The sequence below is a fragment of the Pararhizobium sp. genome (assembly GCF_035497515.1).
In the GTDB taxonomy this organism is placed as follows: domain Bacteria; phylum Pseudomonadota; class Alphaproteobacteria; order Rhizobiales; family Rhizobiaceae; genus Pararhizobium.
In genome coordinates this window covers 64278-87665 of the sequence record NZ_DATJDJ010000057.1, presented here as the reverse complement: position 1 = coordinate 87665, position 23388 = coordinate 64278, and the positions used below count along the sequence as shown (strand labels likewise).

Below are 23388 nucleotides of genomic sequence, written 5' to 3'. Positions count from 1 at the left end.
CGAGGCAACGTCCGCGCGGCTTGTCGCCTTCGGTTGCAAGGAGGGGGTTCTCATCGCCCGGCCGGGCGGTCTCGACGGGCCGAAGCTGGACATGCTCGCCTATGACGAGAGCCTGCCGGAGGGCAAGGTTTCGACCCTGCTGGGTGGAAAGGCGATGCAGGTCTTTCTCGGCAACTACGGCGAGGACAGGCTGGTGCTGATCGATCCCGACAGCGCCACGCCCTACCGCCTCGTCGACCTGCCCACCCGGCGCGTGGATTTCGCGCTCGACCCGGCCAGACTGCGCAATGCCTATATCCTCACCGAGGATGGGAAATTGCATGTCCTCGATATCGTCAGCGGCAGCATCACCCGCTCAGCCACCGTCACCGAGCCCTATAGCAAGGACGGTCATTGGCGGGACCCGCGCCCACGTCTCGCGGTTGCCGGCGCCGAGATCGCCATCACCGATCCCCGCCATGGCCTCGTGCGCATGATCGACAGCGAGACCCTGGAGGAGACCCGGACCGTTGCCGTCGAAGGCCAGCCCTTTGCGATTGTTGCGGTCGGCGGCTCCGGCAAGACCCACTGATTGCGGACTGGCGGCGGGGAAAGCCTACGCCGCCAGTTTCAGCCGCATGCCCCAGGGGTCGGTCAGCGAGGCGCCGGTGCCGTCGCGGGAAACCGGGATTTCCAGCCTGTCCAGTTGCGCGAGGGTAGTCTGCAACAGGGCAGGGTCGTTGAAACGCAGGCTGTATTCGGCAAGCCCGGTCATGCCGGCCGTGCGTTTCGGTGCACCGCGCGAATTCCAGATATTGGCGGCGACATGGTGGTGATAGCGGCCCGAGGCAAAGAAGCCGGCGCCGGGATAGGTGGCCATCAGGTCCAGCCCGAGCGCATCGCGGAAGAAGGCCTCCGCCTGCGCCACCTCGGACACTTTCAGATGCACATGGCCGATCGTCGTCCCGGGCGCCATGCCTTCCCATTTGTCCTTGGGGGTCTCGTCATAGAGCGCCTGGAGGTCGAGCCCATGCGTCGCCATCTTCACCGTGCCGTCGTCGAGATAGTCCCATTCGTCGCGCCGGCGGTCGCGATAGATCTCGATGCCGTTGCCCTCCGGATCGTCGAGATAGAGCGCCTCGCTGACCAGATGGTCCGACGCTCCCTGCAGCGGCACATTCCGGCTGGCCGCATGGACGAGGAACCGGCCGAGTTCGGTGCGGTCCGGCAAGAGAAAGGCAGTGTGGAACAGACCGGGCGCGTTGCGCGGTGCGATTACGGCATCCTTTTCGCTCAAAAGCGTCAAAAGCGGCTGTCCGGCAACGCCGAGCACCTCGCCGCTTTCGGTCTTCTCGATCGATCCGAGGCCGATCATGTCGCGGTAGAAGGCCGAAACCATCGGCAGGTCGCGCACCGCCAGATGCACATGGTCGACATGGACCGGCATGCGGGTGGCGTGGTCTGCGGCGAGGCTTGTCATGGCATTTCCTTCCGGTTTGGCCCGGCAATCGGGCCGTCAGGGGATGTCGGGTCTGTTCCTGCAATATGGGGCCGCCCGCCGGCAGCCGGAAGATGGCAGAGTGTGGATGTACCGTTCTGCCCCTGTTGACAGTGCCCTTGTTGACAGTGCCCCTCTTCCCGATGCCGGCGAGCATCGCCTGCGACCGAATGGCGGCTTGTCCGCCGCCGCCGGCAGTCCCATATTGAATGGGACGCGCTGGCCGGCAAGTGTTTGAAAACAACAGGCTGCCGGCCCGGACAGAACCCGTGATGCAAGGCGCGCCGGACCAAGGAGAGTGCCATGTACAAGAAAATCATCGTGCCGATTGCCATGGACCAGCTCGAACATGGCGAAAAAACCCTCGAACGTGCCCAGTCGCTGCTCGATGATGGCGGCGAAATCATCCTGCTCAATGTCGTCGAGGATCTGAACGCCTATGCGCAGGGCTATATGATCATCGACTTTCCGCTGGAACTGGTCGAAGCCTCGCGCAAGAACGCCGTGGAGACCCTGACTGGCCTGAAGGAAAAACATGCCGTCAACGGCCGCGTCGAAATCCGCGTCGGCGGTGCCGCCGGGACCATCAACGCCTTTGCCGCGGACGTCGGCGCCGATCTGGTGATCATCGCCTCGCACCGGCCGGGGCTGATCGATTATTTCCTCGGCTCGACCGCCAGCCGCGTCGCCAGCCATTGCGGCTGCTCGGTGCTGATCGACCGGTAAAAAGGCATTCGCCCGGGCGCCCGCCGGCCAGGCTGCCCGCGGGATCGCCGATGACGGGCTGTTTCAAATTTTGATGGCTTCGGCCTGTTTCGAAGCGCCGGTCTGTGTCAAATTGCCATGACCGGCGCTCCCGCCATGACCTTGCCATGGACGGCTGTCACCAGCACTGGCGTCGGCGAAGAGCGCCGACGGATTTATGAAGACGAAACGAAGAGGCTTGCGTGGAGATCAAGGGCATCAAGTGGAATTATGATCGCTCCGAACTGATCGCCGATGGCGTCGTTCATGGCGTCGGGCTTGCCTGTGCGCTGATCGGCGTCACCGCGATGATCTTCTATGCCACGCTCTGGAGCACGTCCGGCCAACTCGCAGCTGCCTGGATCTATGGTGCGGGTCTGGTCGCGACCCTGTCGATTTCCTTCCTCTACAATCTGTATCCCGTCTCGCGGACAAAGTGGTTCCTGCGCCGCTTCGATCATTCCTCGATCTTCATCCTGATCGCCGCTACCTATACGCCCTTCCTGCAGCGCGGCTGGGACGATCCCTTCCTATTCGGCATGCTGATCGGCATCTGGGCGATCGCCTTTGTCGGCGTGCTGATCAAATGCGTCTTTCCCGGCCGTTTCGACCGAGTGGCGATCCTGCTCTATCTCGCCATGGGCTGGAGCGGCGTCTTCGCCGCCGGTCCGCTTTTGTCGCAACTGACGGAGACGACGCTGATCCTGATCCTGGTGGGCGGCATCATCTATTCCTGCGGCGTGATCTTCCACGTCTGGGAAAAGCTGCGGTTCCAGAACGCCATCTGGCACGGTTTCGTGGTCACCGCCGCCGCCGTCCACTATTCGGCCGTGCTGACCTGCATCAGCGGCGCTTCGCTCTGACCCATCCGATCACTGTCGGTTTCAGTTTTGCGCGGCACCCGGCGCCGCCTTCGGCGACTGTCCGCATCCGCCGGCAGGGCGCAGCGCTTTGACCATCCGGCCGATCAGCGGATTGAATTGCGCCAAGACGTCCTGTGGATAGCGCAGGTGAAAATAGGCAGCACTTCCGTCGCACAGGAGAACGCCGCGCACGTAGAGAATGTCCGCTCCCCTCGCGCCGGAATAGCTCGCCCAGCCCTTGGTCACCTTGTCGTAGGTGATCGCCCAGCCTTCGCTCCTGTCCCAGACGATTCGCTGGCGGACCTCGTCGGAAAAATCCCCATCCACGATAGTCGTGCCGAACAGCAGGAGTTCGGAGCGTCCGTCATCCGATCGGAAGGTGGCTCCGTCGCCATTGTCGCTTTCCTGCGCCAGCGCAAAACCGGGCGGAACGGCCGCGCCGAATCCGAAACGGGGATTGGCGTAGCCTGTCCAGTCATCCGCGGCGAAAGCGGGGAAGGAGAGCGTCAGCGCGACGACTGCCGACAGCACGTATTTCAGGCTCATTTTCAGTCTCCTGGGGCAGTACGGCGCACCTTTTATTTCCGGGACGCCGCGCCGTGAAACTTTATTCGCGCGTCCTGCCGAAAAAGAAACACAAGTTGAAACTATTTCTGAATTGAAACCGTAGAGGGCGTTTGTGGCCGACGAGGCGCATTCATACATTGTTAGCATTCTTGGATGTTTCACAAACCATGGCCGGCGGTGTCGTTTAAATGGTGGGCACACAGGGAAGAAGAGCACATGTCCAAGCGTAGCAAACGCGTTGATCAGAGCGATTCGGGGTCGCATCGGCGCTCCGGCGTCGATGACGAGCGGCTGCCGCTTTGGGTGGACGGCGACGAGGACGAGACGCCGGGGCGCAACTGGTCGCTGATCCTGATTTTCGCCGTCGTGCCGCTGGCGACACTCGTCGCCCTGGCGCTCGGGCTGTTTGCGCTCTTTTCGGAAGCGTTCGGCGCACCGCAGGCGATCGACGCGGTTATCGAGGGCGAAGTCCGTCCATTGAAGGCCTTGTCGGGCTATTCCTGTTCAAAGGTCAGCGCCACGCCGTTCATGCAGTAGCGCAGGCCGGTCGGCGGCGGACCATCGGGGAAGACATGGCCGAGATGGGCGTCGCAGTCGGCACAGCGGATTTCCGTGCGGCTCATGCCGTAGGACGGGTCGTGATGCTGGGTCACCGCGTCGGGCGAGATCGGCGCGTAGAAGCTCGGCCAGCCGGTGCCGGAATCGAACTTGGTGTTCGAGCGATAGAGCGGCCGGTTGCAGCAGATGCAATGATAGATGCCCTTTTTGCCGAGATCGAAATCGGGACTGGAAAAAGCCCGTTCCGTGCCGTGCTGGCGGGTAATCCGATATTGTTCGGGCGTCAGCTGCGCGCGCCATTCCTCATCGGTCTTCATCACTTTCAAGGTGCTGCTATTCTGCATCGGTTTCTCCCTGATTTCATCGGATATAGGAGGCTTGCGCATGGCGGCAAACGCCACCGCCGGCCGGTCAACGGCTTGATCTATGGCGATATGTCCCGGAGGAAAGGGCCAAATGCTGGGGAGGGACGCCGATCCGTTCCGACAATCCTTGAGTTTGCCTGCCGCTTGCCCTATCCCGAAAGGATCTGTCATCGGCGCCGGATTTTACATCCTTCGCTGTCGTAATACCGGAAAGGAACGAACGGAACCATGGATGTCGTCGACCTGACATTTCTGGCTTTCTGCCTTCCGTTCCTGGGCGCGCTCGTCGCGCCGTTGCTGACCCGCTTGCTCGGGCACAACGCAGCCTGGATCCTGGCGCTTGTCCCTGTTGCCATCTTCGCCCATTTCGCCGGCTTTGCCGATGCCATCTCGAAAGGGGAGGTGATCACAGGCGGCTACGCCTGGGTACCGTCGCTCCATGTCACCTTTTCCTGGCTGATCGACGGATTGTCGCTGACCTTCCTCCTGCTGATCTCCGGCATCGGCGCGCTGATCGTGCTCTATGCCGGCGGTTATCTCAAAGGCCATCCGCATCAGGGTCGGTTCTTCTCGTTCCTGCTCCTGTTCATGGGCTCGATGCTTGGCGTCGTCGCGTCCGACAATCTGCTGATGCTGTTCGTCTTCTGGGAACTGACCTCGATCACCTCCTTCCTGCTGATCGGCTTTGATCATCACCGCGAAGCCGCCAGGCGGGCCGCGTTCCAGGCCTTGGTGGTGACCGGCGGGGGCGGGCTCTTCCTGCTTGCGGGCCTGCTGCTGCTCTGGAACGTTTCCGGCGTCGCTGCCTTCTCGGCGCTTTTGCCGCTTGCCCCAATGATCAAGGCAAGCCCGTTCTATCTCGCCGTGCTGATCCTCGTGCTGGGCGGCGCCTTTACCAAGTCGGCGCAATTCCCGTTCCACTTCTGGCTTCCCAATGCCATGGAAGCGCCGACGCCGGTTTCGGCCTACCTGCATTCCGCGACCATGGTGAAGGCCGGCGTCTATCTCCTGATGCGGCTCAATCCGGTTCTCGGCGGCACGACCGAATGGCAGGTGATCCTGCCCGTCTTCGGGGCGGCGACGCTCGTCATCGGCGCGCTGCTCGCCGTGCGCCAGACGGATCTGAAATTGATGCTCGCCTATACGACCATGGCGTCGCTCGGGCTGCTCGTCCTGCTCACCGGCCTTGGCGCGCCGCATGCGATCGAGGCGGCGGTGCTCTATCTCGTCGCCCATTCGCTGTTCAAGGGCGCGCTGTTCATGGTTGCCGGCATCATCGACCACGAGACGGGAACCCGCGACATCACCCGGCTTTCCGGCTTGCGCCGGGCCATGCCGCTGACATTCGTGATCGCGCTCGCGGCGGCCCTGTCGATGGGCGGTCTGTTTCCATTCTTCGGCTTTCTCGCCAAGGAGGAGATTTATGCCGCGCTCCTGACCGGCGGTGCATGGTCGATCGTGCTTGCCGTGCTGACCATCATCGGCAATGCGCTGATGGCCACCATCGCCTTTGCCCTGGCACTGAAGCCTTTCACCGGCACGGTGGCGGACACCCCGCGGCATGCGCACGAAGCGCCGCTTCCGCTCTGGCTCGGACCGGCCGTGCTGGCTGTCGCCGGTCTGGCGGCTGCCGTGTTCTCCGATACGCTGCATGCGTCGATATCCTCGCCCATGGCATCGGCCATTGCCGGCGAGACGCGCGCGGTTGCCATGTCGCTTGCGATCCATGCCGGCCTGCCGTTCGCCCTGTCGATCCTGACGATCGTCCTCGGCATCGCCGTCTATCTCCAGTTGGCGCAGATCCGCTCCGCTATCGGCAACGCCCTCGTTGCCATCGGCTGGGGACCGGATCGCGGTTTCGACCAGGCGATCCGCGGGCTTGTCCGCCTGTCCGTGGCGGTGACCCGCCGGCTACAGAACGGCCGGCTGGACACCTATATGACGGTGACGTTCGTCCTGTTCGCGCTCGTTCTATTGGTGCCGCCGTTCCTGTTCGGCGAACTGGCAAGCGCGCCGGTCTTTCCCGGCGACGTGCCGCTGCACGAGATCGCCGTGATCGTGATCGCGGTCGCGGGCCTTGTCACCGTGGTTCTGGCGAGGGACCGGCTGACGGCCATCGTCTCGCTCGGTATCCAGGGTTTCTCGGTCGCGGTAATCTTCCTGCTGTATGGCGCGCCGGATCTCGCCTTCACCCAATTCATGATCGAAACGCTGGCTGTGGTCATCCTGGCCCTGGTGATGACACGCCTGAGGCTGTCTCCCACCGACCGCCGGCCGTTCCGCGAGACGCTGCCGGACGCGGCCATCGCGCTTGCCTGCGGGCTCGGCGTCACGCTGTTCCTCCTCAAGGTAACGCAGGCGCCTTTCGACACGGCGCTCACCGATTTCTTCAACCAGTATTCGAAAACGATCGCGCACGGCGCCAATGTCGTCAACGTCATCATCGTCGACTTCCGCGGCACCGATACGCTGGGCGAGATCGCGGTGGTGATGATCGCCGGGCTGGCGATCCTGTCGCTTATCCGTTTGCGGGCCGGTTCGCTCCGCCGCATCGCCGACAATGATCCGGACGAACCGGAGGCGGGCCGATGAAATCGCTGATCCTGCGCACCGCTACCCCCGTCATCGTCGCCGTCATGGTGATGTTTTCGATTTTCGTGCTGCTGCGCGGCCATAACGAACCGGGCGGCGGCTTCATCGGCGGCCTGATCGCGGTCGCTGCCCTGTCGATCCACGGCATCGCCTTCGGCGTCGAGACCGTGCGCCGCGCCATTGTCTTTCATCCGCTCGCCATCGCCGGCGCCGGGCTGCTGCTCTCGACCCTGTCGGGACTGCTGTCGATGCTGTTCCATGTACCCTTCATGTCCGGGCTCTGGGTCACTCCGGTAATCCTTGGTCAGGAAGTGCCGCTGTCGAGCGTCATGAGCTTCGATATCGGCGTCTATCTCGTGGTGGTCGGGGCCGTCACGTCGATCGCGCTGTCGCTCGAGGAAAGAGGAGACGAGTGATGGAACCGATCCTGTCCGTTCTCACCGGCATTTTCCTTGCGATCGCGGTCTATCTGCTGCTGTCGAAATTCATCGTCCGCATGCTGCTCGGCGTCGCCATCCTCGGCAATGCGGTCAACCTCTTGATCTTCACCTCTGGCCGGATCATGCGGGAAGTGCCGCCGGTGATCGGAGCCGGGCTCGACGTGCCGGCCGGGCCGACGGCCAATCCGCTGCCGCAGGCGCTGATCCTGACTGCCATCGTCATCTCTTTCTCCTTCTTCGCTTTCCTGCTGGTGCTCTCCTGGCGGGCCTATGTCGACTTGAAGTTCGACAGTACCGATGCGATGCGGGTGGCCGAGCCCGACGATGATACCCTGCCGCCGCTCGGATATTGACAGACCATGGCCCTTTCCCCGACTTCCATCGATCTGTCCGCCGCGCTGGCCCTTGAACCGGTGGCGCTGCTCGACTGGCTTGTGATCCTGCCTGTCGCCTGGTGCATCGGCATCGGTGCGGTGCTGATGATGGTCCGGCATCGGGGCAACCTGCAGCCGCTGATCGCGATTTTCGCGCTGCTGGTCCTGACCGGCATTGATGCCTGTCTTCTCTGGCATGTCGTCCAGAGCGGTCCGGTGACGATGGTCATGGGCCGCTGGCTGCCGCCGTTCGGCATAGCCTTCACGGTCGACGTGACCGGCGCGCTGTTCGCGCTCGCCGCCGCGATCGTGGCGCTGGCGGGTGCGGTGGCGGCTCTCGCCGATATCAATGCCAGCGGCCGGCGCTACGGCTTCTATCCCTTCCTGATGCTGCTGATGGCCGGCGTCAGCGGTGCTTTCCTGACCGGCGACATCTTCAATCTCTATGTCTGGTTCGAGGTCCTGCTGATTTCGTCCTTCGGCTTGCTGGTGCTCGGCAGCGAACGCGGGCAGATCGACGGGACGGTGAAATATGGCTTCCTCAACCTCGTCGCGACGACGATCTTCCTGATCGCCACCGGTTATCTCTATGGCATCTTCGGCACGCTCAACATGGCCGACATCGCCCGCAAGGCGCCGGAGTTGAAGGAAACCGCGCCGCTCGCGACGCTGACGGCGCTCTATCTCTTCGCCTTCGCCATGAAGGCGGCCGCCTTTCCGGTGAATTTCTGGCTGCCGGCCTCCTATCACACGCCGCGCATCGTCGTCTCTGCGCTGTTTGCCGGCCTTTTGACCAAGGTCGGAATCTATGCGCTGCTCCGCGTTCTCGTCATGTTGTTTCCGCTGGAACGGCTGGCGCTCAGCCCGTTGCTCTCCATCGTCGCGGTGCTGACCATGATCACCGGCGGGCTCGGCGCCATCGCGCAGACCGATACGCGCCGGCTGCTCGGCTATCTCGTGATCTCCGGTATCGGCGCCATGTTCGCCGGCATTGCCATGGGCGGGGTGGATGCGATTGCCGGGACGATCCTCTACGCGCTGCATTCCATGCTGGTGATGACGGCGCTCTATCTGGCCGCCGGCCTTGCCGCCCGCGCCGGTGGCGGCTTTTTGCTCGACGCAATGGGCGGTCTCTACCGCAGCCACGTGGTGCTGGCGGCGGTGTCGTTCGTCCTGTTCCTTTCGGTCTCCGGACTGCCGCCTTTCTCCGGCTTCTGGCCGAAGGTCATGCTGGTCAAGGCGGCGCTGGATGGTCGCAGTTGGTGGCTGGCGGCAAGCCTGCTGCTGACCGGCTTCCTGACGATGATCGCAACCGGCCGCGTCTTCCTGTTTGCCTATTGGCGGCCCGCAGGCGTCGAACCGGCCAGGCCGCCTATCGCCCTGCCGGTCACGGTCTTCCTGCCGCTGCTTGTCCTGACGGGTATCGGTGTCCTTGTCGGCCTGTTTCCAGAGCCAGTGCTCGGCCTCGTGCGTGCCGCCGCCCTGACGCTCGATATGCCATCCGCCTATCTCGACAGCGTCTTTCCGACCGGAGGAACGCCATGACCTTCATCGTCACCAACCTGTTCCTGACCCTTGTCTGGGCTTCTGTCAGCGGCAGCTTCAGCCCGCATAACCTGGTGCTCGGTTTCATCGTCGGGGCGTTGTCGCTGGCTCTGGTGCGTGGTCAAGTGGCGGCGAGCCTTCCCATGATCCGGCCATTCAAGCTGCTGCTGCTGACCGGCCTGTTTTTCCGCGAATTGTGGCTATCGGCCTTCAAGGTCGCCATTTTGGTGATACGGCCGAACATGCGGCTGAGGCCAGGCATCTTCGCCTATCCGCTGGCCCTGACGCGCGATTTCGAGATCACGCTTCTCGCCAATCTGATCACGCTGACGCCAGGCACGCTGTCGGTCGATGTCTCCGAGGATCGCAAGACGCTTTATGTGCACGCGCTCGACTGCCGGGATCCGGCCGCCGAGCGGCGGGCGATTTCCACGGGCTTCGAACGCCGTATCCGGGAGGCCTTTCCGCTGTGAGCGCATCCGACATCCTGTCCTTTTCCACCCTGTTCGCGCTCGCCGCCCTGTCGCTCGGGCTGATCATGACGGTGGTGCGGATCGTGCGCGGACCGACCCTGCCCGACCGGGTGCTGGGGCTCGACATGCTGACGGCCATCGTCATCGGTTTCATCGCCGTCATCGCCATCCGCAGCGGCTTCAATCTCTATATCGATATCGCCATCGCGCTCGCCCTCGTCGGCTTCCTCGCCACCATTGCCTTTGCCCGTTTCATCCTGACACGCGGCCGGCCGGCCGAAGCCGAAGGACGCGTGGAGCGCAATCCGAAGCGGGGCGGGCGTTCGGCCCGTCGCAAGGGAGGGAGGCCCCGATGATCTCGCCGCAAACCGATATCGCCGTCGCCGCCATCGTCAGCCTGTTGCTGGTCGTCGGTTCGGTCTTCAGCCTTCTGGCGGCGCTGGGCCTGTTGCGCTTTCCTGATCTCTACACGCGCATGCACGCGGCCTCGAAGGCGGGCACGATCGGCTCCAGCCTGCTGCTTCTGGCGGCTGGCGTGCATGCGCTCGATGTCACCATTCTGATGCGGGCGCTCGCGGGCTTCGTCTTCATCGTCCTGACCGCGCCGATCTCGGCCCATCTGCTGGCGAAAGCCGCGCACCAGGCGGGTTACAAACTGACGAACCTCTCCGTCACCGACCAGATGCCGCAGGGCAAGCCCCCGTCCGGCCCCGCGTCATAGGTTGTTCTTTGGCCACCGGATCGCCATTTTCGAAGTAGAAAGGCGCGGACTGTCGCGCATGGGCCGTTTGATTTCAAATGTATCGTACTGTTTCGGAACAGCTTGCTGCGGCGCGCACATTCCAAGATCAATAGGCTAAATATCGCACAAAATATTATTGGACTTTTGGTGGATCAGTGTTATTCGAGTAAAGGCAAAGTGTCCATTTCCATATTACTTCGTACTAAAATTCCAGCATGGGTTGTGAATATTGATTGTTGCTTTGAGGCGCCGGCCAGCTCGGCGCTTTGGCAACGCATTCCGCCCCGGAATTCGCCGTAATATGAAGGTTTGTCGCGGTTTGATGCTCTTGGCCGGGAGGAGAAGTCCTTTCGATCTGCGGTGCAGGGCGTGGTTTCCGGGCATTTTCACAGCATGTCATGGTTGTGTTTGCGATAACCCATTGCGAACATATGAGAAGAATTCCGATAGGAGAAAGAAAGTATGACGGATCTACCGCTTGGCTCGGGCCACGATCTACTGGTTGAACTCACCGCAGAGATCGTCGCTGCCTATGTCAGCAATCATGTCGTCCCGGTCGCCGAACTCTCGACGCTGATCGGCGATGTGCACGCCGCCTTGAACAATACCAGCAGTCCGGCTCCTGCTGCCGTCGTGATCGAAAAGCCGAAGCCGGCCGTTTCGGTCCGCAAGTCCGTCCAGGATGACCAGATCACCTGTCTGGAATGCGGCGGCACCTTCAAGTCGCTGAAGCGCCACCTGATGACCCATCACACCCTGTCGCCGGAAGACTACCGCGAGAAGTGGGACCTTCCGAGCGATTACCCGATGGTTGCCCCGGCCTATGCCGAAGCCCGTTCGCGCCTCGCCAAGGAAATGGGCCTCGGCCAGCGCCGCAAGCGCCGCGGCAAGTAAGCTCTCTGCACCGCGGGCCTGTTGCCCGTGAGTCTAAAAGCCGGCCTGGCATCGTCAAGCCGGCTTTTTTCATGCGCGGCGTCCGATTTCAGAAAATCCGAATGAGGAAAATATACCTATTTTTCTGATGAAAACGACTGAAAATGGTGAAAAAACAACAACAGGTTGCAGGTGTGATCTTTCATTCATCCCCGCGATCGCACTACGGTGTATGAATTAATTCCTATTTTGAGGAGTGAGCCATGCACATCGACAAGCCGTCCCACCATCCGCCACCCAAGATCCGCCGCATGCTTGTCCCGCGCCCTGTGGAGACGAAGTCCGTTTCCGTGCCGCCGGTCCCTTCTGCCCTGACGATTCCCGAACCCTGGGGGCCGGTGCTTCCCGTTGCCGCGCATCTGCGCTGCCGTGTCGTGCGTCAACTGACGGCGGAAATGGTCATGCTGGTCGGCGAGCGCGTGCCGCTGCGCCGGGATCGCCGCCGCACCAGTTGCCATGTGCGCCAGATCTCCATGTATGTCTGCCATGTCGTGCTGCAGATCTCGCTGACCGATATCGGCCATGCCTTCGGCCGCGACCGCACGACGGTCAGCCATGCCTGCAATGTCGTCGAGGATCGCCGTGACGATACGGCCTTCGACGAATTCGTCTCGTCGGTCGAGCGCGTCATCACCTCCGTCTTTGGCGCGCCGGGAGGCCGCGAGCATGAGTGAGGCCATATCGAAAAACAAGGATATCGTCCGGTTGCTGCGTCACATCACCGGTCGTGGCCGTCTGCCGGTGGAAATGACGGCGGCGGGCGTTTCGATCCACCGCGAGGGTGCGCCAGCGCGGCAATTTCCGCAGGCCGTCGTCGAGCAGGCGGTGGCGCTTGGGCTTGTCGCGCGGGATGAAACCGGCATCCGGGCGACAGTGGAGGCACCGGCTTTCCTGCGCCGCGCCATGCTGGCGCCGGAGGAGGCTTTCCAGGAACAGCACCGGCTGAGCGAAACCGTCAACACGACGATCGATGGCATCCGCCAGTCCGTCCGGATCAACCGGCTGGAATCGCCGCTCGGCGGGCTCGCCCGGCTGAAGGAGAAAAGCGGCCAGGCCTTCATGCCGCCCGAGGCGCTTGCGGCGGGCGAGAAGCTGCATGCGGATTTCACCCGCGGCCAGTTGCAGCCACGCCTGACGATGAGTTACGAGCCGCTGTTGTCGTCGAAGACCAGGGGCGGGGCAGGCGGTATCGCCGATCTCTGCGACACGGCGGTCGCTGCGCGCGGACGGGTGGCGAGGGCGATGGAAGCGGTCGGGCCGGAACTGTGCGGCGTGGCTCTCGATGTCTGCTGCTTCGAAAAGGGGTTGGAACGTGTCGAGCGCGAGCGGCAATGGCCGGCGCGCTCGGCCAAGCTGATGCTGCGCACGGCTCTGATGGCGCTTGCCAGGCATTACGCGCCACAGCGATCGGGTGATCGGCGCAATCATAGCTGGGGTGCGGAGGGGTATCGGCCGGAGATGTCGTGACAGGGCATTGATCGGGTTTCGATAGCCCGGAATCGCGGTCCCCCCGTCGGCGACGCCGACATCTCCCTCACGAGGGGGAGATTGGCCGCTCACCATGTAGAGGGGTAAGCCTCCTCGGCCTCGGAATCAGCGGAATGAATTCAGGCGCAAGAGCCAACCCACCGAAAACCCCGTTTCACCCCACCAGCTTCTGCGCAGCCTCGTCCTTGATGCGCTTGATCATCGAGCGTAGGCCGTTGGCGCGCTGGGCGGTCAGGTATTCGATCAGGCCCATGCGGGTAAACAGGTCGATGGCGTCGGTCTTGACGATGTCGGAGGCCGGGCGGCCGGAAAAGATCGACAGGACGATGGCGACGAGGCCGCGGACGATATGGGCGTCGGACTCGCCCTCGAAGGTGAGGATGGGATCGCTGTCGTCGCCGCCGGCATGGGTCACCAGCCAGACCTGGCTGGCGCAGCCCTGGACCTTGTTCTCGGAGGTGCGCAGCGCCTGCGGCATGTCCGGCAGCTTGCGGCCGAGCTCGATCACATAGCTCATGCGATCCTGCCAGTCATCGAGATAGGCGCAATTGTCGATGATCTCGGCAAGCGGGGTGATCGGTGATGTCATCTGGTCCATGCCGCTGGATATAGGCGATCGGCGGCCTCGTGAAAACCTTGAGCCGGTGAAAACCGCAAAAAAGAAAAGGCCGCGAGGGATGGGCGTTCCTCACGGCCGCCGCAATACGGCAGTTCAAGACAGTCTTCCGGTGACAAGCAGTCTTCAGGAAAGGGGGTAAAATCTATTTGGCGCGGGCCTTGTTCGGCTCGATGCGTTTTTCCGGCACCGGGATCCGCTCAAGGAAGGGTTCGACCTGAGCCTCGGCGACGACGGCGGCCTTCGGTTCGGCTTGCGGCGCATCCACCTTCGCGGCGGTATCCGTGGCTGTGTCCGGAGTGGCGGCGATCGTGCCGGTCATGACCTTGTCGTTCGGTTCGGCGAATTGCTGGTCGAGAAAGAGATAGGCGATCCGTGCGCCTTCACGCGCCCGGTGTCCAAGCGCAACGAAGGTCTCGGCGCCCTTTTCGCAGACATCCGGCTTCTCGACGCAGATCGCGCTGATATAGCCGAAGGCCTCGGTCGCGGCCGACACGGTGTCACCGACATCGACCTTCGGCCCGTTTTCAAGTGTCGATGTGCTTGCCGAGTCGAGAAACGGCAGGAATACCAGCACCAGCGAAAACCAGAATGTTCCCTTGATCAGAAACCACATCGTCTTGCCCATCCTTTGGTCCGGCGTCCAAACCTTGCCTCCGGTCTTTGCCGGGTTGGCTTCCCCTTGGCGCCTTGTCATCACACCGTAGGAGAAGAGTCGGAATAGGCCTTTGCCAAAACATGCGGCATTTGCACCGACTTTTCGTAAAATTTGAAATACCAGCATTTGAATGGCATTTTATACGCATTTTAGCGGCCGCCATTAAGGTTCGAGGCGAGGGGGCGGGCGGCAAGGCTGCAAATGCGGGATTCCTCAACCGGCACCCTTGCCACAAACGTTAATGTCCCGCAAAAAACCACCTGAAATCCGTTGCTTACACCCCATTAACCACAAAAGACAAAGCAGCCGCGAATTGTCCCGGAATGGGATTTTCGGGCGGTTTCACCGGCTTTGTCGCAATTTGATTTATCCTTTCATTAAGCCGCCGATGCGAAATTCGAACGGGTCGGGACATCGCCCGAAACGGCCGTTTTCGGTCGGGGTGATGAGCACTTCCGCATAAGGGACGGACCATGATGGTTCCGGAAAAGAACGAGCGTACAGGGTTAGACGTTGAGTGTATTGCGTAACATTGCTGGCAGGATGGCATCCCGGGTGGATGACGTCGCGCGCCATTGGCTGCCGCGCCCGGTGGCCGGCGAGCCGGAGGCAGGCCGCGAATTCGCCGTCATCCGTGCCGTCGCCGCAACCGCGCTCGTCGCCCTCCCGTGCGTACCGCTCGCCTTTTCCGCCGCTTTGCCGGTCTCGGTTGCCTTGCCGGTCGGTGCGGCGCTGGTCGCTTCCACCGCGCTGATGACCGGCGTCGCCGCCATTGCCTATATGCGCAACCGCCGGCTGGCGGCCGACATCGCCGAGGTGAAGTCCGTGATCATCGACAATGGCGGCGCACACTATGATTGTTTCGCTGGGCTCGTCACCGTTCACGATATCCGTGGCTCGGTGACTGAAATCCATGGCCGCGACGCGCAGTCCTATCTCTCCTGGATGCGCAATCCGCATGGTCGCGGATTCATCGAGCAGATCCATGTTTCCGACCGCATCCTCTTCCTGCAGGCGGTCGACAGCCTTCGGCAGGGGGAGCGCCAGGCGACCATCGATATCAGGCTGGAGCAGCCCAATGCTCTTGCCGAAGGCGAGCAGTTCGTCCACATGCGCTGCGAAATGACGGCACTTTGCAGTGCCGGCGAGCCGCTCCACTCCATTCTCGTGCAATCGCGCGATGTCTCGGAAGAAGCACGCCTGCGCACGGAGGCAGCGCAGAAGACGCGGCTGGCCGAATCCGCCAATGACGCCAAGACCCGGTTCCTCGCGGCTGTCAGCCACGAGCTGCGCACGCCGCTCAACGCCATTCTCGGCTTTTCCGACATCCTGTCCGGCGAATATTTCGGCAAGCTCGAAAATGATCGCCAGCGCGAATATGTCTCGCTGATCAACCAGTCCGGCGCGCATCTCCTGTCCGTGGTCAATACCATGCTGGACATGAGCAAGATTGAGGCCGGTCGCTACGAGCTCATTCCTGAGCCGTTCCGGGTCGCCGACGTGGTCAATGCCTGCGAGGCGATGCTCAGCCTGCAGGCGCGCGAAAAGGGTGTGCAACTGACCAGCCGGATCATGCGCAATGTCGGCGAGATCAATGCCGACCAGCGGGCGATCCAGCAGGTTCTGATCAATCTGGTCGGCAATGCCGTCAAGTTCACCGATCGCGGCGGCCTGGTCACCATCGATGCCGAAATCGCCGGCAGCGAACTCAACCTGATCGTCAGCGATACCGGCATCGGCATTGCGGAAAACAAGCTGTCCACGCTCGGCCAGCCCTTCGTGCAGATCCAGAACGACTATACCCGCAAGTATGAGGGCACCGGGCTCGGCCTGTCGCTGGTCAAGGGACTGGTGGCGCTGCATGGCGGGCGCTTCGACATTCGCAGCCGCGCCGGCGAGGGGACGGTGATCACGGTCAGCATCCCGCTCGACGGATCAGGCATCCGCGCGATCGAGGAGCAGGAACTTGTGGAACAGACAATGGTGGAGTTTCCGCCGCGCTTGAAGGAGCGTACGCGGGAGAAGACGAACAGTCAGGCCAATCCGGAGGGATGGACGGATGCCGACGGAATGAACAGGAGCGCTGGGCATGACGGCTCGCAAGCGAAAACGGCCTGAGAAGAAAAAGAAGGCGCAGCGCAGCGCGGGCCTGGCGATGGCCGGTCTTGTCGTGCGCGGTGTCACCGCCGCCGGCGGTCTTGCCGCGCGCAATCCCGGCGTCTTCGGCGGCTCGATGGCGTTTGCCGTCGTCTTCAGCTTCGTCGCCGCCAATGCGCTCTGGTATCAACCGGGCGCGCATCCTTCGCCGCTGCTGCGCACCCGCCTGCCGTTCACGCATCCCCAGGCCGCCAATCTCGGCGTCGAGGACGAACAGACAGGTGCCGAGCCCCGTAAGGTGACCACCTTCGTCATCCAGCGCGAGGACGAGGCAGCCGCCGAGGCAGCACAGACCGAAGCGGGCGCCGAGACCGCCAGCATCGCCAGGCCGAAGCCTCAGCCGAGCGACAGCATCGAGGATGTGATCGCCAATCAAACGATCGAAAAAAGCCAGCCGGTGGAAAACCTGGCGGGCGGCTCGGCGCTGGTGGCGAGCATCCAGAAGGAACTGGCCCGGCGCGGGCTCTATGACGGCCCTGCCGACGGCAAGACCGGTCCGAAGACATCAGCGGCGATCCTGCGCTTCGAAAAGCAGACGGACCAACCGGAGACGGGGGCCGCGACCGACACGCTGCTGGCAGCACTGCGCGAGCAGAAGGGCAAGCAGCCGGCGGCAGCGCTTCCGGTTACCCGACCTTACGAAAACGTCAAGGCGAGCAAGGGTGACCTCGATCCGGTCGCGGCCGCAATCCGCAATGCCGAGATCGATCCGCAATATATTCCCAAGGTGGACATTCCGGCCTCCAGTGAACTGGTGATGAACATCCAGAAGGGCCTGACCAACCTTGCCTATACCGATGTGTCGATCGATGGTGTTGCCGGTGCGCAGACGCGCTCGGCGATCCGCCACTTCGAAAAACACTATCGTCTGCCCGAAACCGGCCAGCCGAGCGACAAGGTACTGAAGAAAATGAAGGAGATCGGCGCTCTCTAGGACCGCCGTTCCTGCGACTAAAGTCGAAAATCACCATTTCCACTTCGTTAACCATGTCCTGCCACCCTCTTGCGGATGAGGAGGCGGTTGGGACGATGGCTACGGCTTTGCGCATGCCCGAAACGGGGTTGGGACCCGGCGAAGACGATCGCGACACCGGAGCCACGGTTCTGAGACAGGTGGTGGCCGATCTGGCGCGCGAGGCGGCGGGACTGGGTATCGATCTCGTCGATATCGCCGGCGCCATCCAGGATGCTGCGGCGCTGTCCGCCCGCCATGCAAGCGTGTTTTCCTCCGTCACCGATACCGCCCGTTCGATCGCGGCCGCCAATGGCGAGGTCGCCCGTTCGCTGCACGCGACCGATGCCTCGGCTACCACGGCCCGCACGGTGCTGGGCGAGCAGGGCAGGCGGCTGCAGGGCTCGCTGTCGGAGATCGACCACATGGTCGCCACCACGCGCGAGATCGGCGATGAAATCTCATCCTTTTCGGGTGCGCTTGCCGATGTCGATCGTTTTGCCGGCGAGATCGGCACGATCGCCCGCCAGACCAACCTGCTGGCCTTGAATGCGGCGATCGAGGCGGCCCGGGCCGGGGAGGCTGGCAAGGGTTTTGCCGTCGTCGCGGCGGAGGTGCGCGCGTTGTCGCTACAGACCTCGCAGACCACGGTGTCGATCCAGAAGACGCTGGGCGAGCTTCGCAGCCGCATCGAACGGCTGACGGTGGCCGGCACGCAGGCCGCGTCCTCGGCCGGGAGCGTCAAGGACAAGGCCGGGGATATCCACGGATCGTTCGCGAGCATGGAACAGGTGATGTCGGCCATCCTTGACAGCGCTTCGTCCGTCGCCCGCACGACCGATGCTGTGGACCGCCAATATGCGGCCTTCGCCGAACAGTTGACCGGCATCGCGGCGGAGATCCACACATCCAGCGGCGCCCTGCAAAAGGCATCGTCGCGCGTCGATGCCGTCGTTGCCGTCTCGGAAAAGATCATCCAGGTGACGGCGAGCGCCGGCCTCGAAACGCCCGACAGTCCCTTCATCCGGAGCGCCTGCGACGTGGCGGCGACGATCTCCGCATTATTCGGCGCCCAGGTGGCGAGCGGCGGCATCGGCCTGGATGCGCTGTTCGACCGCGCGTACCGGCAGGTCCCCGGCAGCACGCCGGTGCAGATGATGACCCGCTTCACCGAATTCACCGACCGTGTCCTGCCCGGCATCCTCGAACCGGTCGCGGGCAGCGACGATCGCATCGCCTTTTGCGCCGCTGTCGATGAAAACGGCTACCTTCCGACCCATAACCGCAAGTTCTCCCATCCGCAGCGCCCCGGCGACACCGACTGGAACACGGCCAATTGCCGCAACCGCCGCATCTTCAACGATCGCGTCGGCCTCGCAGCCGGCCGCAACACGCAGCCGTTCCTCGTCCAGACCTACCGCCGCGACATGGGGGCAGGCAATTTCGTGCTGATGAAGGATATTTCCGCGCCGATCTTCGTCAACGGCCGCCATTGGGGCGGGCTCAGGCTGGCGATCCGGGTGTAGCTGGGGGGTAAATTCGGTTTGCCGGGCGTCAGGTGTTCGGCATCCAACCCCGCGCGCGACAATGGCTTTGGCGCCGCCCCCTGTTCCGATCATCCCCGTGCTGGAGGACGAGCCTTTTATCGCCCTCGACATGGAACAAATCCTGCAAGGTGCGGGTTTCGCTGTTGAGGTCCGGGCTTCATGTTTCGACGCAATGGCGCGCTTTCTTCCTAGACTTTCAGTTGAGGGATGGAGATGGCGTGGATATCGCCCTGATCTTGCAGGACCGCAATAGTCCTATCGTCCTTTGTTCGGGTGCCATCCCGGCGACATCCCCGCCGCGTTTCTGGCTGCCCGAGCCATTTCAAGAGGGCAACTCCTGGATGTGGTGCGACAGGGGCTGCGGATTCGGAATGCGGATGTTGGAGAAAACGCATGACACAGTTCCAGATACCCAATCGCAGGCCTCGTGGTGCATCGCCTCGTGGCGACTTTGACCAGGCCAAGGCGACGGCGACCGCCAGCGAGGGAATGCGGGTTGCCGCCGACAGGAAGAAGACCGAAGCGCTGAAGGAAGCGCGGCTGCGCGCGAAGGCTGAAAAACCGGCATGAACATGGTCCAGGATGGTCGCCATTGAAATGGGCCATTCGATCGGGGACGGCGATTTGCACGCTGATCCGCACCGGTGTATCACCGCCGCATGCGCCTGAAATCCGATATCGTCGTTTCCGCCCTCGTTCGCCGCGTCTTTGCGCTCGGCGGTTATGCGGCCGTTCTCCACAAGGGAGCGGAGGACGCCGGCGCGATCTTCATTCGCCAACGGTCCCGCCTCGGCACCGAAACGCTCTATGCTCCGGCGCCGCAAAGCTTCTTTGAGGAACCCTCGCCGAACCGGCTGTTCGAAATCCGCCTGGAAGGTGTCGAGCCTGACGTCGTCGACGAGACAATCACGCGGGAAATCCGCTTCGATGCCGATTGCTGGGTGGTCGAGATCGAGGTGGAGGAGCGCGGCGACCTGTTCGATATTGTTGGCGAGAAAGACGTTTGATCAATCAGCGGTCGCGGCCGAAGGCGCGGGTCTTGCGGGTGTCCACAGGACGGCGTGCCGATGCGTCCGGACGGGCCGCTGGCTGGCGCGGATCAGGGGTGCGATCGGGTGCGAGATGCGGCTGGTAGGTTGCGGCGGATTTTTCTTCCTGCTCGGCCTGTAGCCAGGATTGCACGCGGGCGCGGCTTGCCGGAAGGTCGAGTGAATCCAGCAGTATATCGCCGCGCGTGGTGCCGGCATGGCGCTCAGTGAGATCCGGATAGAAGGCTGACAGGACGAAAAGACTGTCCTCCGGCGGCATTTCCAATGCGGTCAGCGCGATGGCAAGCTGCTGTCCGGAAATATCGAGCAGGATGCGTTCGCCGAGCTCCGGGCCGGCCGAAAGCGCGGCCGCGAGGCTGGCGGCGAAAAGATTGGCCTCGCTGGAACGCGCAAAGCGGACGAGCAGGGCCTCGTGCAGCGCATTGATCGGTTCAATCGCCGGGCCGGGCTGGGCCGCGGGCGCAGGGGCCGGGACGGCGGTGCGGGCGAGGCTCTTGATCTCGGTGCGCAACTGCTCTTCGCGCAGCAAGCGCATTTCGGTCGAACCGGGGGAGGCAGGTTCGCGCAGGCGCATGTCCGGTTGAGCCGGCCTCGACGCTTCTTCTTCCTGTTGATTTGCCGGTGCGGTCGCCGTCTGGCGCCGTTCGACCAATGCATCGACCACATGAACCGAGAGGTTTTCACGTCGCGCGATCGCGGTCGCATGGGCCGGGCCCTGGGTCCGGATGATCTCCATCAGCGTCGCGTCGTTCATCGAGGTGGAGCGGGTGAGGAAGATGGCGGCGATGGAAATCGGTGCGTTGCCGATCTGCAGCGCTACGGATTGCGGCACATGCGGACACTGCGACAGTGCTGCGGCGGTCTGGCGGCGGGCCTCGTCGCTGGAGGCGGAAAACAGCGGATCGAACAGTTCGGCGAATTGCTTGAGATCGTTGCGGCGCGGATGCCGCAGCCCTTCGAACCCGGTTACGGTCGCCATCAGGACCACGTCCTTCATCCGCCCCGTCTGCGGCCTTTCCAACTCACGAAACCGGTCCGCCACTGATACACCCACTCATACGCAAAACATCATATTCCCGATCTGGGACAGCGGACCGAGCCGGTGTCTGAACAGGGATCGAAATTTCAGGCAAGGATCGGAAGGTTATCTTCAAACGATGAGGGCGACACCAGTATCAAACACGCTAAAGCGCTGAAAACATTGGCGCCGACAGATTGAATGTCGACCTGGCCGATCATGGCTGAATGTGGTTTCAGCCTACGCTGACGTGGTTAACATTCCCTTTACCGGCGATACGACATCGAGGGAGCGCGCACCGGATAAAGCTTTTCCACCGCTTTATCGGCAAGTGCATCGTCGTTTTCGATGAAAGTGGCCGGCGAGGGGCGATGTCGCCGATGGCGATCAGCACTTCCTCGATCGTCCACCCGGAAAGATGGGCGCGTTCGGCAAGAAGACAGATGGCTGGCGCCAGCATCTTCCGGCATTGCTGGCGGCGATCCTCTCCTGCCCAATGCGGCTGCGGACCATGAAGCAGGATGCCCTCCCAAGAAGAAGGACAGTTCATGCGGGGCGATTTTGTTCCAGTCGCGTCACTTTGTCGGGACCAAGATCGCGAAAACGGGAACAGGCGGCTTTTTCAAGCCGCCTGCCTCTGGATTGGAGCCTGAAGGGGCGGCCTCACGGGCAGTTTTCACTCCCCGGGCGGCAACGGCGGCCACGTTCGTTGTTTCCACCGTCCCGACCACGGTTGTTGTCGACCTTGTCCCTGTTCCCGGAATCCCTGCGACGATCGATGGTGCGGCGTTCGTTGTTTCGGCGATTATCGTTGCGGAACTGATCTCTGTCGTTGTCGCGATCACGACGTTCGGCGCGATTTCGCTCTTGTTCACGACGGTTCTCGCGGTTCCGGATCTCGCGGTCGCTTTCGCCCCGGCGGTTATCGATGCGATCGCGATCCCGGTCGCGACGAGGACGTTCGACAGTGTTGTCGTTGTCGCCACGGCGGGGGCGACCGATGGAAATATCATCGTCGTTGTTGCGGCGGGGACGCTCATAGTTGTTGTCACGACGCGGCCGTTCGTAATTGTTGTCGCGGGGCCGGCGGTCGCGGTCGCGCACCCGGTCGCCGTCATGGCCACGGCGCCAGTAGTCACGCTCGCGGTAGAAATTGCGGTTGCGGTAGTTGCGGTCCCAGTAGGTACCAAGTTCGAAGGTGACCGTCGGGATGCCGAGAGTGTCGTAGTAATTCGGCTCCACATAGACACGGTTTTGACGATATTCGGCCTGCACATAACGGCCGGCGACCCAGCCGCGACCGTTGTAGAAGGACACGTCGCACCATGGGACATCCGAAAGGCAGCCGTGGATCTCGACGGACGTGCCGACGGGAATGACGGTGACCGCCGGATAGCGGGTGCTGGGTCCGGAGCGCATGTTGACATTGGCGGTGGCAAAACCTTCCACGGCCCATGCCGTCGCGGGCACCAGCGAGGCGAGCGCCAAAACCGCCCCGGCCGCCAGAGCCTTGATTGAATATTTTCGACGGGTCATTGAGGTTCCATCCCTGTTTACATGGCCCCCCGGCCACAGCTCCATGCTGTTCGTGAGGCACTACACGGTTGTTTTTGTGTCTTTTTTGAGGTGACACGGTCTGATGATTTTTTTGTTCTAACCACGAAACGCAAACCACGCCGGTTCGTTCCGCATCCGGTTTTATGCGGGCTTTAGGGGAACCAATGACCGGCGGTCGCGTTGAGGGGATCATTGCAAAAGGAGCCTGACAATGGTCGAAAAGAAATTCGCAGCCGTACCGAACGACGCTGAACTCCAGGCAAGCGCGGCCAAGACCGATCTTGACAATCAGATCGCCGACCTGCGCGCCGAGATCGCGCGGTTGACCGAATCCGTCTCCGCCATCGGCACCGGCGCAAAGGCTGTCGTCACATCGGAGGCCGAGGTCCTGGCGGAACGGTTGCGCGAACGGGTCCGTGAGGAACCAGTCTCCGCATTGCTGGCGGTCGCCGGCGTGTCTTTCGTGTTCGGGTTGTTGTTCCGGCGTTGATGCGACCGTAAGTCCTGTTCCATCGGGAACGGCGCGGGCAGGACTTGTCCAATAATGTTGTTCTTGCAAGCGGGGCCCGGTGCTGGTGCATAATTCCTTCAATCGGAATCGATTTGAGGATAGAATTATGCAGCATGTTTAAAGTGCTACAGCGACCTTTGCGCGTCCTGTTTGACGCGCGGC

The 23388-nt window shown here is 62.6% G+C and carries 26 protein-coding genes and 1 pseudogene; 20 read left to right on the top strand and 7 right to left on the bottom strand.

Going from position 1 to position 23388, the window contains the following annotated elements; all coding sequences use genetic code 11:
- Positions 1-571 (top strand): annotated as a pseudogene (locus VL202_RS06830) (hypothetical protein); the annotation flags it as partial.
- A 24-nt stretch (positions 572-595) separates the two neighbouring features.
- Here VL202_RS06830 and VL202_RS06825 read toward each other — a convergent pair.
- Positions 596-1459: a VOC family protein gene (locus VL202_RS06825; protein ID WP_325463375.1), complete on the bottom strand. Its 864-nt coding sequence runs from the start codon at positions 1457-1459 to the stop codon at positions 596-598.
- A gap of 321 nt (positions 1460-1780) precedes the next feature.
- Here VL202_RS06825 and VL202_RS06820 point away from each other — a divergent pair, with 321 nt between their 5' ends.
- Both VL202_RS06820 and trhA read left to right on the top strand, forming a co-directional pair.
- Positions 1781-2203, top strand: a complete 423-nt coding sequence (locus VL202_RS06820) for a universal stress protein (protein ID WP_325463374.1) — start codon at positions 1781-1783, stop codon at positions 2201-2203.
- A gap of 221 nt (positions 2204-2424) precedes the next feature.
- Positions 2425-3084 (top strand): PAQR family membrane homeostasis protein TrhA, encoded by a 660-nt coding sequence (trhA, locus tag VL202_RS06815; protein ID WP_325463373.1) that lies wholly within the window; start codon positions 2425-2427, stop codon positions 3082-3084.
- 21 nt (positions 3085-3105) lie between these two features.
- Here trhA and VL202_RS06810 read toward each other — a convergent pair whose 3' ends face one another.
- Entirely contained in the window at positions 3106-3630 is a 525-nt protein-coding gene (locus tag VL202_RS06810; protein ID WP_325463372.1) for a hypothetical protein, read from the bottom strand.
- 237 nt (positions 3631-3867) lie between these two features.
- Here VL202_RS06810 and VL202_RS06805 point away from each other — a divergent pair, with 237 nt between their 5' ends.
- Entirely contained in the window at positions 3868-4188 is a 321-nt protein-coding gene (locus VL202_RS06805) for a hypothetical protein (RefSeq protein ID WP_325463371.1), read from the top strand.
- Here VL202_RS06805 and msrB read toward each other — a convergent pair.
- Entirely contained in the window at positions 4146-4553 is a 408-nt protein-coding gene (gene msrB / locus VL202_RS06800; RefSeq protein ID WP_325463370.1) for a peptide-methionine (R)-S-oxide reductase MsrB, read from the bottom strand. The genes VL202_RS06805 and msrB overlap by 43 nt on opposite strands.
- Before the next feature lie 249 nt (positions 4554-4802).
- Here msrB and VL202_RS06795 point away from each other — a divergent pair, with 249 nt between their 5' ends.
- From VL202_RS06795 to VL202_RS06750, 10 genes are all read left to right on the top strand, one after another.
- Entirely contained in the window at positions 4803-7166 is a 2364-nt protein-coding gene (locus VL202_RS06795) for a putative monovalent cation/H+ antiporter subunit A (RefSeq protein ID WP_325463369.1), read from the top strand.
- Positions 7163-7582 (top strand): Na(+)/H(+) antiporter subunit B, encoded by a 420-nt coding sequence (locus VL202_RS06790; RefSeq protein WP_325463368.1) that lies wholly within the window; start codon positions 7163-7165, stop codon positions 7580-7582. Before VL202_RS06795 ends, VL202_RS06790 begins: the two co-directional genes overlap by 4 nt.
- A complete protein-coding gene (locus VL202_RS06785; protein WP_325463367.1) occupies positions 7582-7959 on the top strand; it encodes a Na+/H+ antiporter subunit C in 378 nt (125 codons plus the stop codon). Before VL202_RS06790 ends, VL202_RS06785 begins: the two co-directional genes overlap by 1 nt.
- A 6-nt stretch (positions 7960-7965) precedes the next feature.
- A complete protein-coding gene (locus VL202_RS06780) occupies positions 7966-9525 on the top strand; it encodes a Na+/H+ antiporter subunit D (RefSeq protein ID WP_325463366.1) in 1560 nt (519 codons plus the stop codon).
- Positions 9522-9998, top strand: a complete 477-nt coding sequence (locus tag VL202_RS06775) for a Na+/H+ antiporter subunit E (RefSeq protein WP_325463365.1) — start codon at positions 9522-9524, stop codon at positions 9996-9998. Before VL202_RS06780 ends, VL202_RS06775 begins: the two co-directional genes overlap by 4 nt.
- A complete protein-coding gene (locus VL202_RS06770) occupies positions 9995-10354 on the top strand; it encodes a cation:proton antiporter (RefSeq protein WP_325463364.1) in 360 nt (119 codons plus the stop codon). Before VL202_RS06775 ends, VL202_RS06770 begins: the two co-directional genes overlap by 4 nt.
- Positions 10351-10719, top strand: a complete 369-nt coding sequence (gene mnhG, locus VL202_RS06765; protein ID WP_325463363.1) for a monovalent cation/H(+) antiporter subunit G — start codon at positions 10351-10353, stop codon at positions 10717-10719. Before VL202_RS06770 ends, mnhG begins: the two co-directional genes overlap by 4 nt.
- 483 nt (positions 10720-11202) lie before the next feature.
- Positions 11203-11634 (top strand): MucR family transcriptional regulator, encoded by a 432-nt coding sequence (locus tag VL202_RS06760; protein WP_325463362.1) that lies wholly within the window; start codon positions 11203-11205, stop codon positions 11632-11634.
- A 242-nt stretch (positions 11635-11876) separates the two neighbouring features.
- Entirely contained in the window at positions 11877-12347 is a 471-nt protein-coding gene (locus VL202_RS06755) for a helix-turn-helix domain-containing protein (RefSeq protein ID WP_325463361.1), read from the top strand.
- On the top strand, positions 12340-13140 hold the full coding sequence (locus VL202_RS06750; RefSeq protein WP_325463360.1) for a DUF6456 domain-containing protein: 801 nt from the start codon (positions 12340-12342) through the stop codon (positions 13138-13140). The genes VL202_RS06755 and VL202_RS06750 overlap by 8 nt, the downstream gene beginning before the upstream one ends.
- Positions 13141-13315: 175 nt before the next feature.
- Here VL202_RS06750 and VL202_RS06745 read toward each other — a convergent pair whose 3' ends face one another.
- Both VL202_RS06745 and VL202_RS06740 read right to left on the bottom strand, forming a co-directional pair.
- The gene (locus tag VL202_RS06745) at positions 13316-13738 is read right to left on the bottom strand and encodes a SufE family protein (protein ID WP_325463383.1); all 423 of its coding nucleotides are present in this window, start codon (positions 13736-13738) and stop codon (positions 13316-13318) included.
- A 184-nt stretch (positions 13739-13922) separates the two neighbouring features.
- Positions 13923-14393, bottom strand: coding sequence for a DUF5330 domain-containing protein (locus tag VL202_RS06740; RefSeq protein WP_325463382.1), 471 nt, complete (start codon positions 14391-14393; stop codon positions 13923-13925).
- Positions 14394-14978: 585 nt separating this feature from the next.
- On the opposite strand from VL202_RS06740, the gene VL202_RS06735 reads away from it, so the two are divergent.
- The 5 genes from VL202_RS06735 (at position 14979) to VL202_RS06715 (ending at position 20098) form a co-directional block, all read left to right on the top strand.
- The gene (locus VL202_RS06735; RefSeq protein ID WP_325463381.1) at positions 14979-16553 is read left to right on the top strand and encodes a HAMP domain-containing sensor histidine kinase; all 1575 of its coding nucleotides are present in this window, start codon (positions 14979-14981) and stop codon (positions 16551-16553) included.
- Complete coding sequence (locus tag VL202_RS06730; protein ID WP_325463359.1) at positions 16525-17526, top strand: peptidoglycan-binding domain-containing protein; 1002 nt, start codon at positions 16525-16527, stop codon at positions 17524-17526. The genes VL202_RS06735 and VL202_RS06730 overlap by 29 nt, the downstream gene beginning before the upstream one ends.
- 113 nt (positions 17527-17639) lie before the next feature.
- Positions 17640-19070 (top strand): methyl-accepting chemotaxis protein, encoded by a 1431-nt coding sequence (locus VL202_RS06725; protein WP_325463380.1) that lies wholly within the window; start codon positions 17640-17642, stop codon positions 19068-19070.
- 414 nt (positions 19071-19484) lie between these two features.
- Complete coding sequence (locus VL202_RS06720; RefSeq protein ID WP_325463358.1) at positions 19485-19661, top strand: hypothetical protein; 177 nt, start codon at positions 19485-19487, stop codon at positions 19659-19661.
- Between the two features lie 89 nt (positions 19662-19750).
- Entirely contained in the window at positions 19751-20098 is a 348-nt protein-coding gene (locus tag VL202_RS06715; protein WP_325463357.1) for a DUF1491 family protein, read from the top strand.
- 4 nt (positions 20099-20102) lie between these two features.
- On the opposite strand, the gene VL202_RS06710 is transcribed toward VL202_RS06715, so the two are convergent.
- Positions 20103-21137, bottom strand: a complete 1035-nt coding sequence (locus tag VL202_RS06710) for a DUF2336 domain-containing protein (RefSeq protein ID WP_325463356.1) — start codon at positions 21135-21137, stop codon at positions 20103-20105.
- A 684-nt stretch (positions 21138-21821) separates the two neighbouring features.
- On the bottom strand, positions 21822-22694 hold the full coding sequence (locus VL202_RS06705; protein WP_325463355.1) for an SH3 domain-containing protein: 873 nt from the start codon (positions 22692-22694) through the stop codon (positions 21822-21824).
- 232 nt (positions 22695-22926) lie between these two features.
- On the opposite strand from VL202_RS06705, the gene VL202_RS06700 reads away from it, so the two are divergent.
- A complete protein-coding gene (locus tag VL202_RS06700) occupies positions 22927-23205 on the top strand; it encodes a hypothetical protein (protein ID WP_325463354.1) in 279 nt (92 codons plus the stop codon).
- Positions 23206-23388: the final 183 nt, after the last annotated feature.

Bases quoted from the DNA above. Each gene is read 5' to 3' on its own strand.
- VL202_RS06810 (WP_325463372.1), bottom strand. From the start codon at position 3,630: ATGAGCCTGAAATACGTGCTGTCGGCAGTCGTCGCGCTGACGCTCTCC.
- VL202_RS06820 (WP_325463374.1), top strand. From the start codon at position 1,781: ATGTACAAGAAAATCATCGTGCCGATTGCCATGGACCAGCTCGAACAT.
- VL202_RS06740 (WP_325463382.1), bottom strand. From the start codon at position 14,393: ATGTGGTTTCTGATCAAGGGAACATTCTGGTTTTCGCTGGTGCTGGTA.
- VL202_RS06700 (WP_325463354.1), top strand. From the start codon at position 22,927: ATGGTCGAAAAGAAATTCGCAGCCGTACCGAACGACGCTGAACTCCAG.
- VL202_RS06720 (WP_325463358.1), top strand. From the start codon at position 19,485: ATGACACAGTTCCAGATACCCAATCGCAGGCCTCGTGGTGCATCGCCT.
- VL202_RS06705 (WP_325463355.1), bottom strand. From the start codon at position 22,694: ATGACCCGTCGAAAATATTCAATCAAGGCTCTGGCGGCCGGGGCGGTT.
- VL202_RS06775 (WP_325463365.1), top strand. From the start codon at position 9,522: ATGACCTTCATCGTCACCAACCTGTTCCTGACCCTTGTCTGGGCTTCT.
- VL202_RS06790 (WP_325463368.1), top strand. From the start codon at position 7,163: ATGAAATCGCTGATCCTGCGCACCGCTACCCCCGTCATCGTCGCCGTC.
- VL202_RS06755 (WP_325463361.1), top strand. From the start codon at position 11,877: ATGCACATCGACAAGCCGTCCCACCATCCGCCACCCAAGATCCGCCGC.
- VL202_RS06795 (WP_325463369.1), top strand. From the start codon at position 4,803: ATGGATGTCGTCGACCTGACATTTCTGGCTTTCTGCCTTCCGTTCCTG.
- VL202_RS06785 (WP_325463367.1), top strand. From the start codon at position 7,582: ATGGAACCGATCCTGTCCGTTCTCACCGGCATTTTCCTTGCGATCGCG.
- VL202_RS06760 (WP_325463362.1), top strand. From the start codon at position 11,203: ATGACGGATCTACCGCTTGGCTCGGGCCACGATCTACTGGTTGAACTC.
- VL202_RS06735 (WP_325463381.1), top strand. From the start codon at position 14,979: ATGGCATCCCGGGTGGATGACGTCGCGCGCCATTGGCTGCCGCGCCCG.
- VL202_RS06725 (WP_325463380.1), top strand. From the start codon at position 17,640: ATGCCCGAAACGGGGTTGGGACCCGGCGAAGACGATCGCGACACCGGA.
- VL202_RS06805 (WP_325463371.1), top strand. From the start codon at position 3,868: ATGTCCAAGCGTAGCAAACGCGTTGATCAGAGCGATTCGGGGTCGCAT.
- VL202_RS06710 (WP_325463356.1), bottom strand. From the start codon at position 21,137: ATGAAGGACGTGGTCCTGATGGCGACCGTAACCGGGTTCGAAGGGCTG.
- VL202_RS06730 (WP_325463359.1), top strand. From the start codon at position 16,525: ATGACGGCTCGCAAGCGAAAACGGCCTGAGAAGAAAAAGAAGGCGCAG.
- VL202_RS06825 (WP_325463375.1), bottom strand. From the start codon at position 1,459: ATGACAAGCCTCGCCGCAGACCACGCCACCCGCATGCCGGTCCATGTC.
- VL202_RS06780 (WP_325463366.1), top strand. From the start codon at position 7,966: ATGGCCCTTTCCCCGACTTCCATCGATCTGTCCGCCGCGCTGGCCCTT.
- VL202_RS06750 (WP_325463360.1), top strand. From the start codon at position 12,340: ATGAGTGAGGCCATATCGAAAAACAAGGATATCGTCCGGTTGCTGCGT.
- VL202_RS06715 (WP_325463357.1), top strand. From the start codon at position 19,751: ATGCGCCTGAAATCCGATATCGTCGTTTCCGCCCTCGTTCGCCGCGTC.
- mnhG (WP_325463363.1), top strand. From the start codon at position 10,351: ATGATCTCGCCGCAAACCGATATCGCCGTCGCCGCCATCGTCAGCCTG.
- msrB (WP_325463370.1), bottom strand. From the start codon at position 4,553: ATGCAGAATAGCAGCACCTTGAAAGTGATGAAGACCGATGAGGAATGG.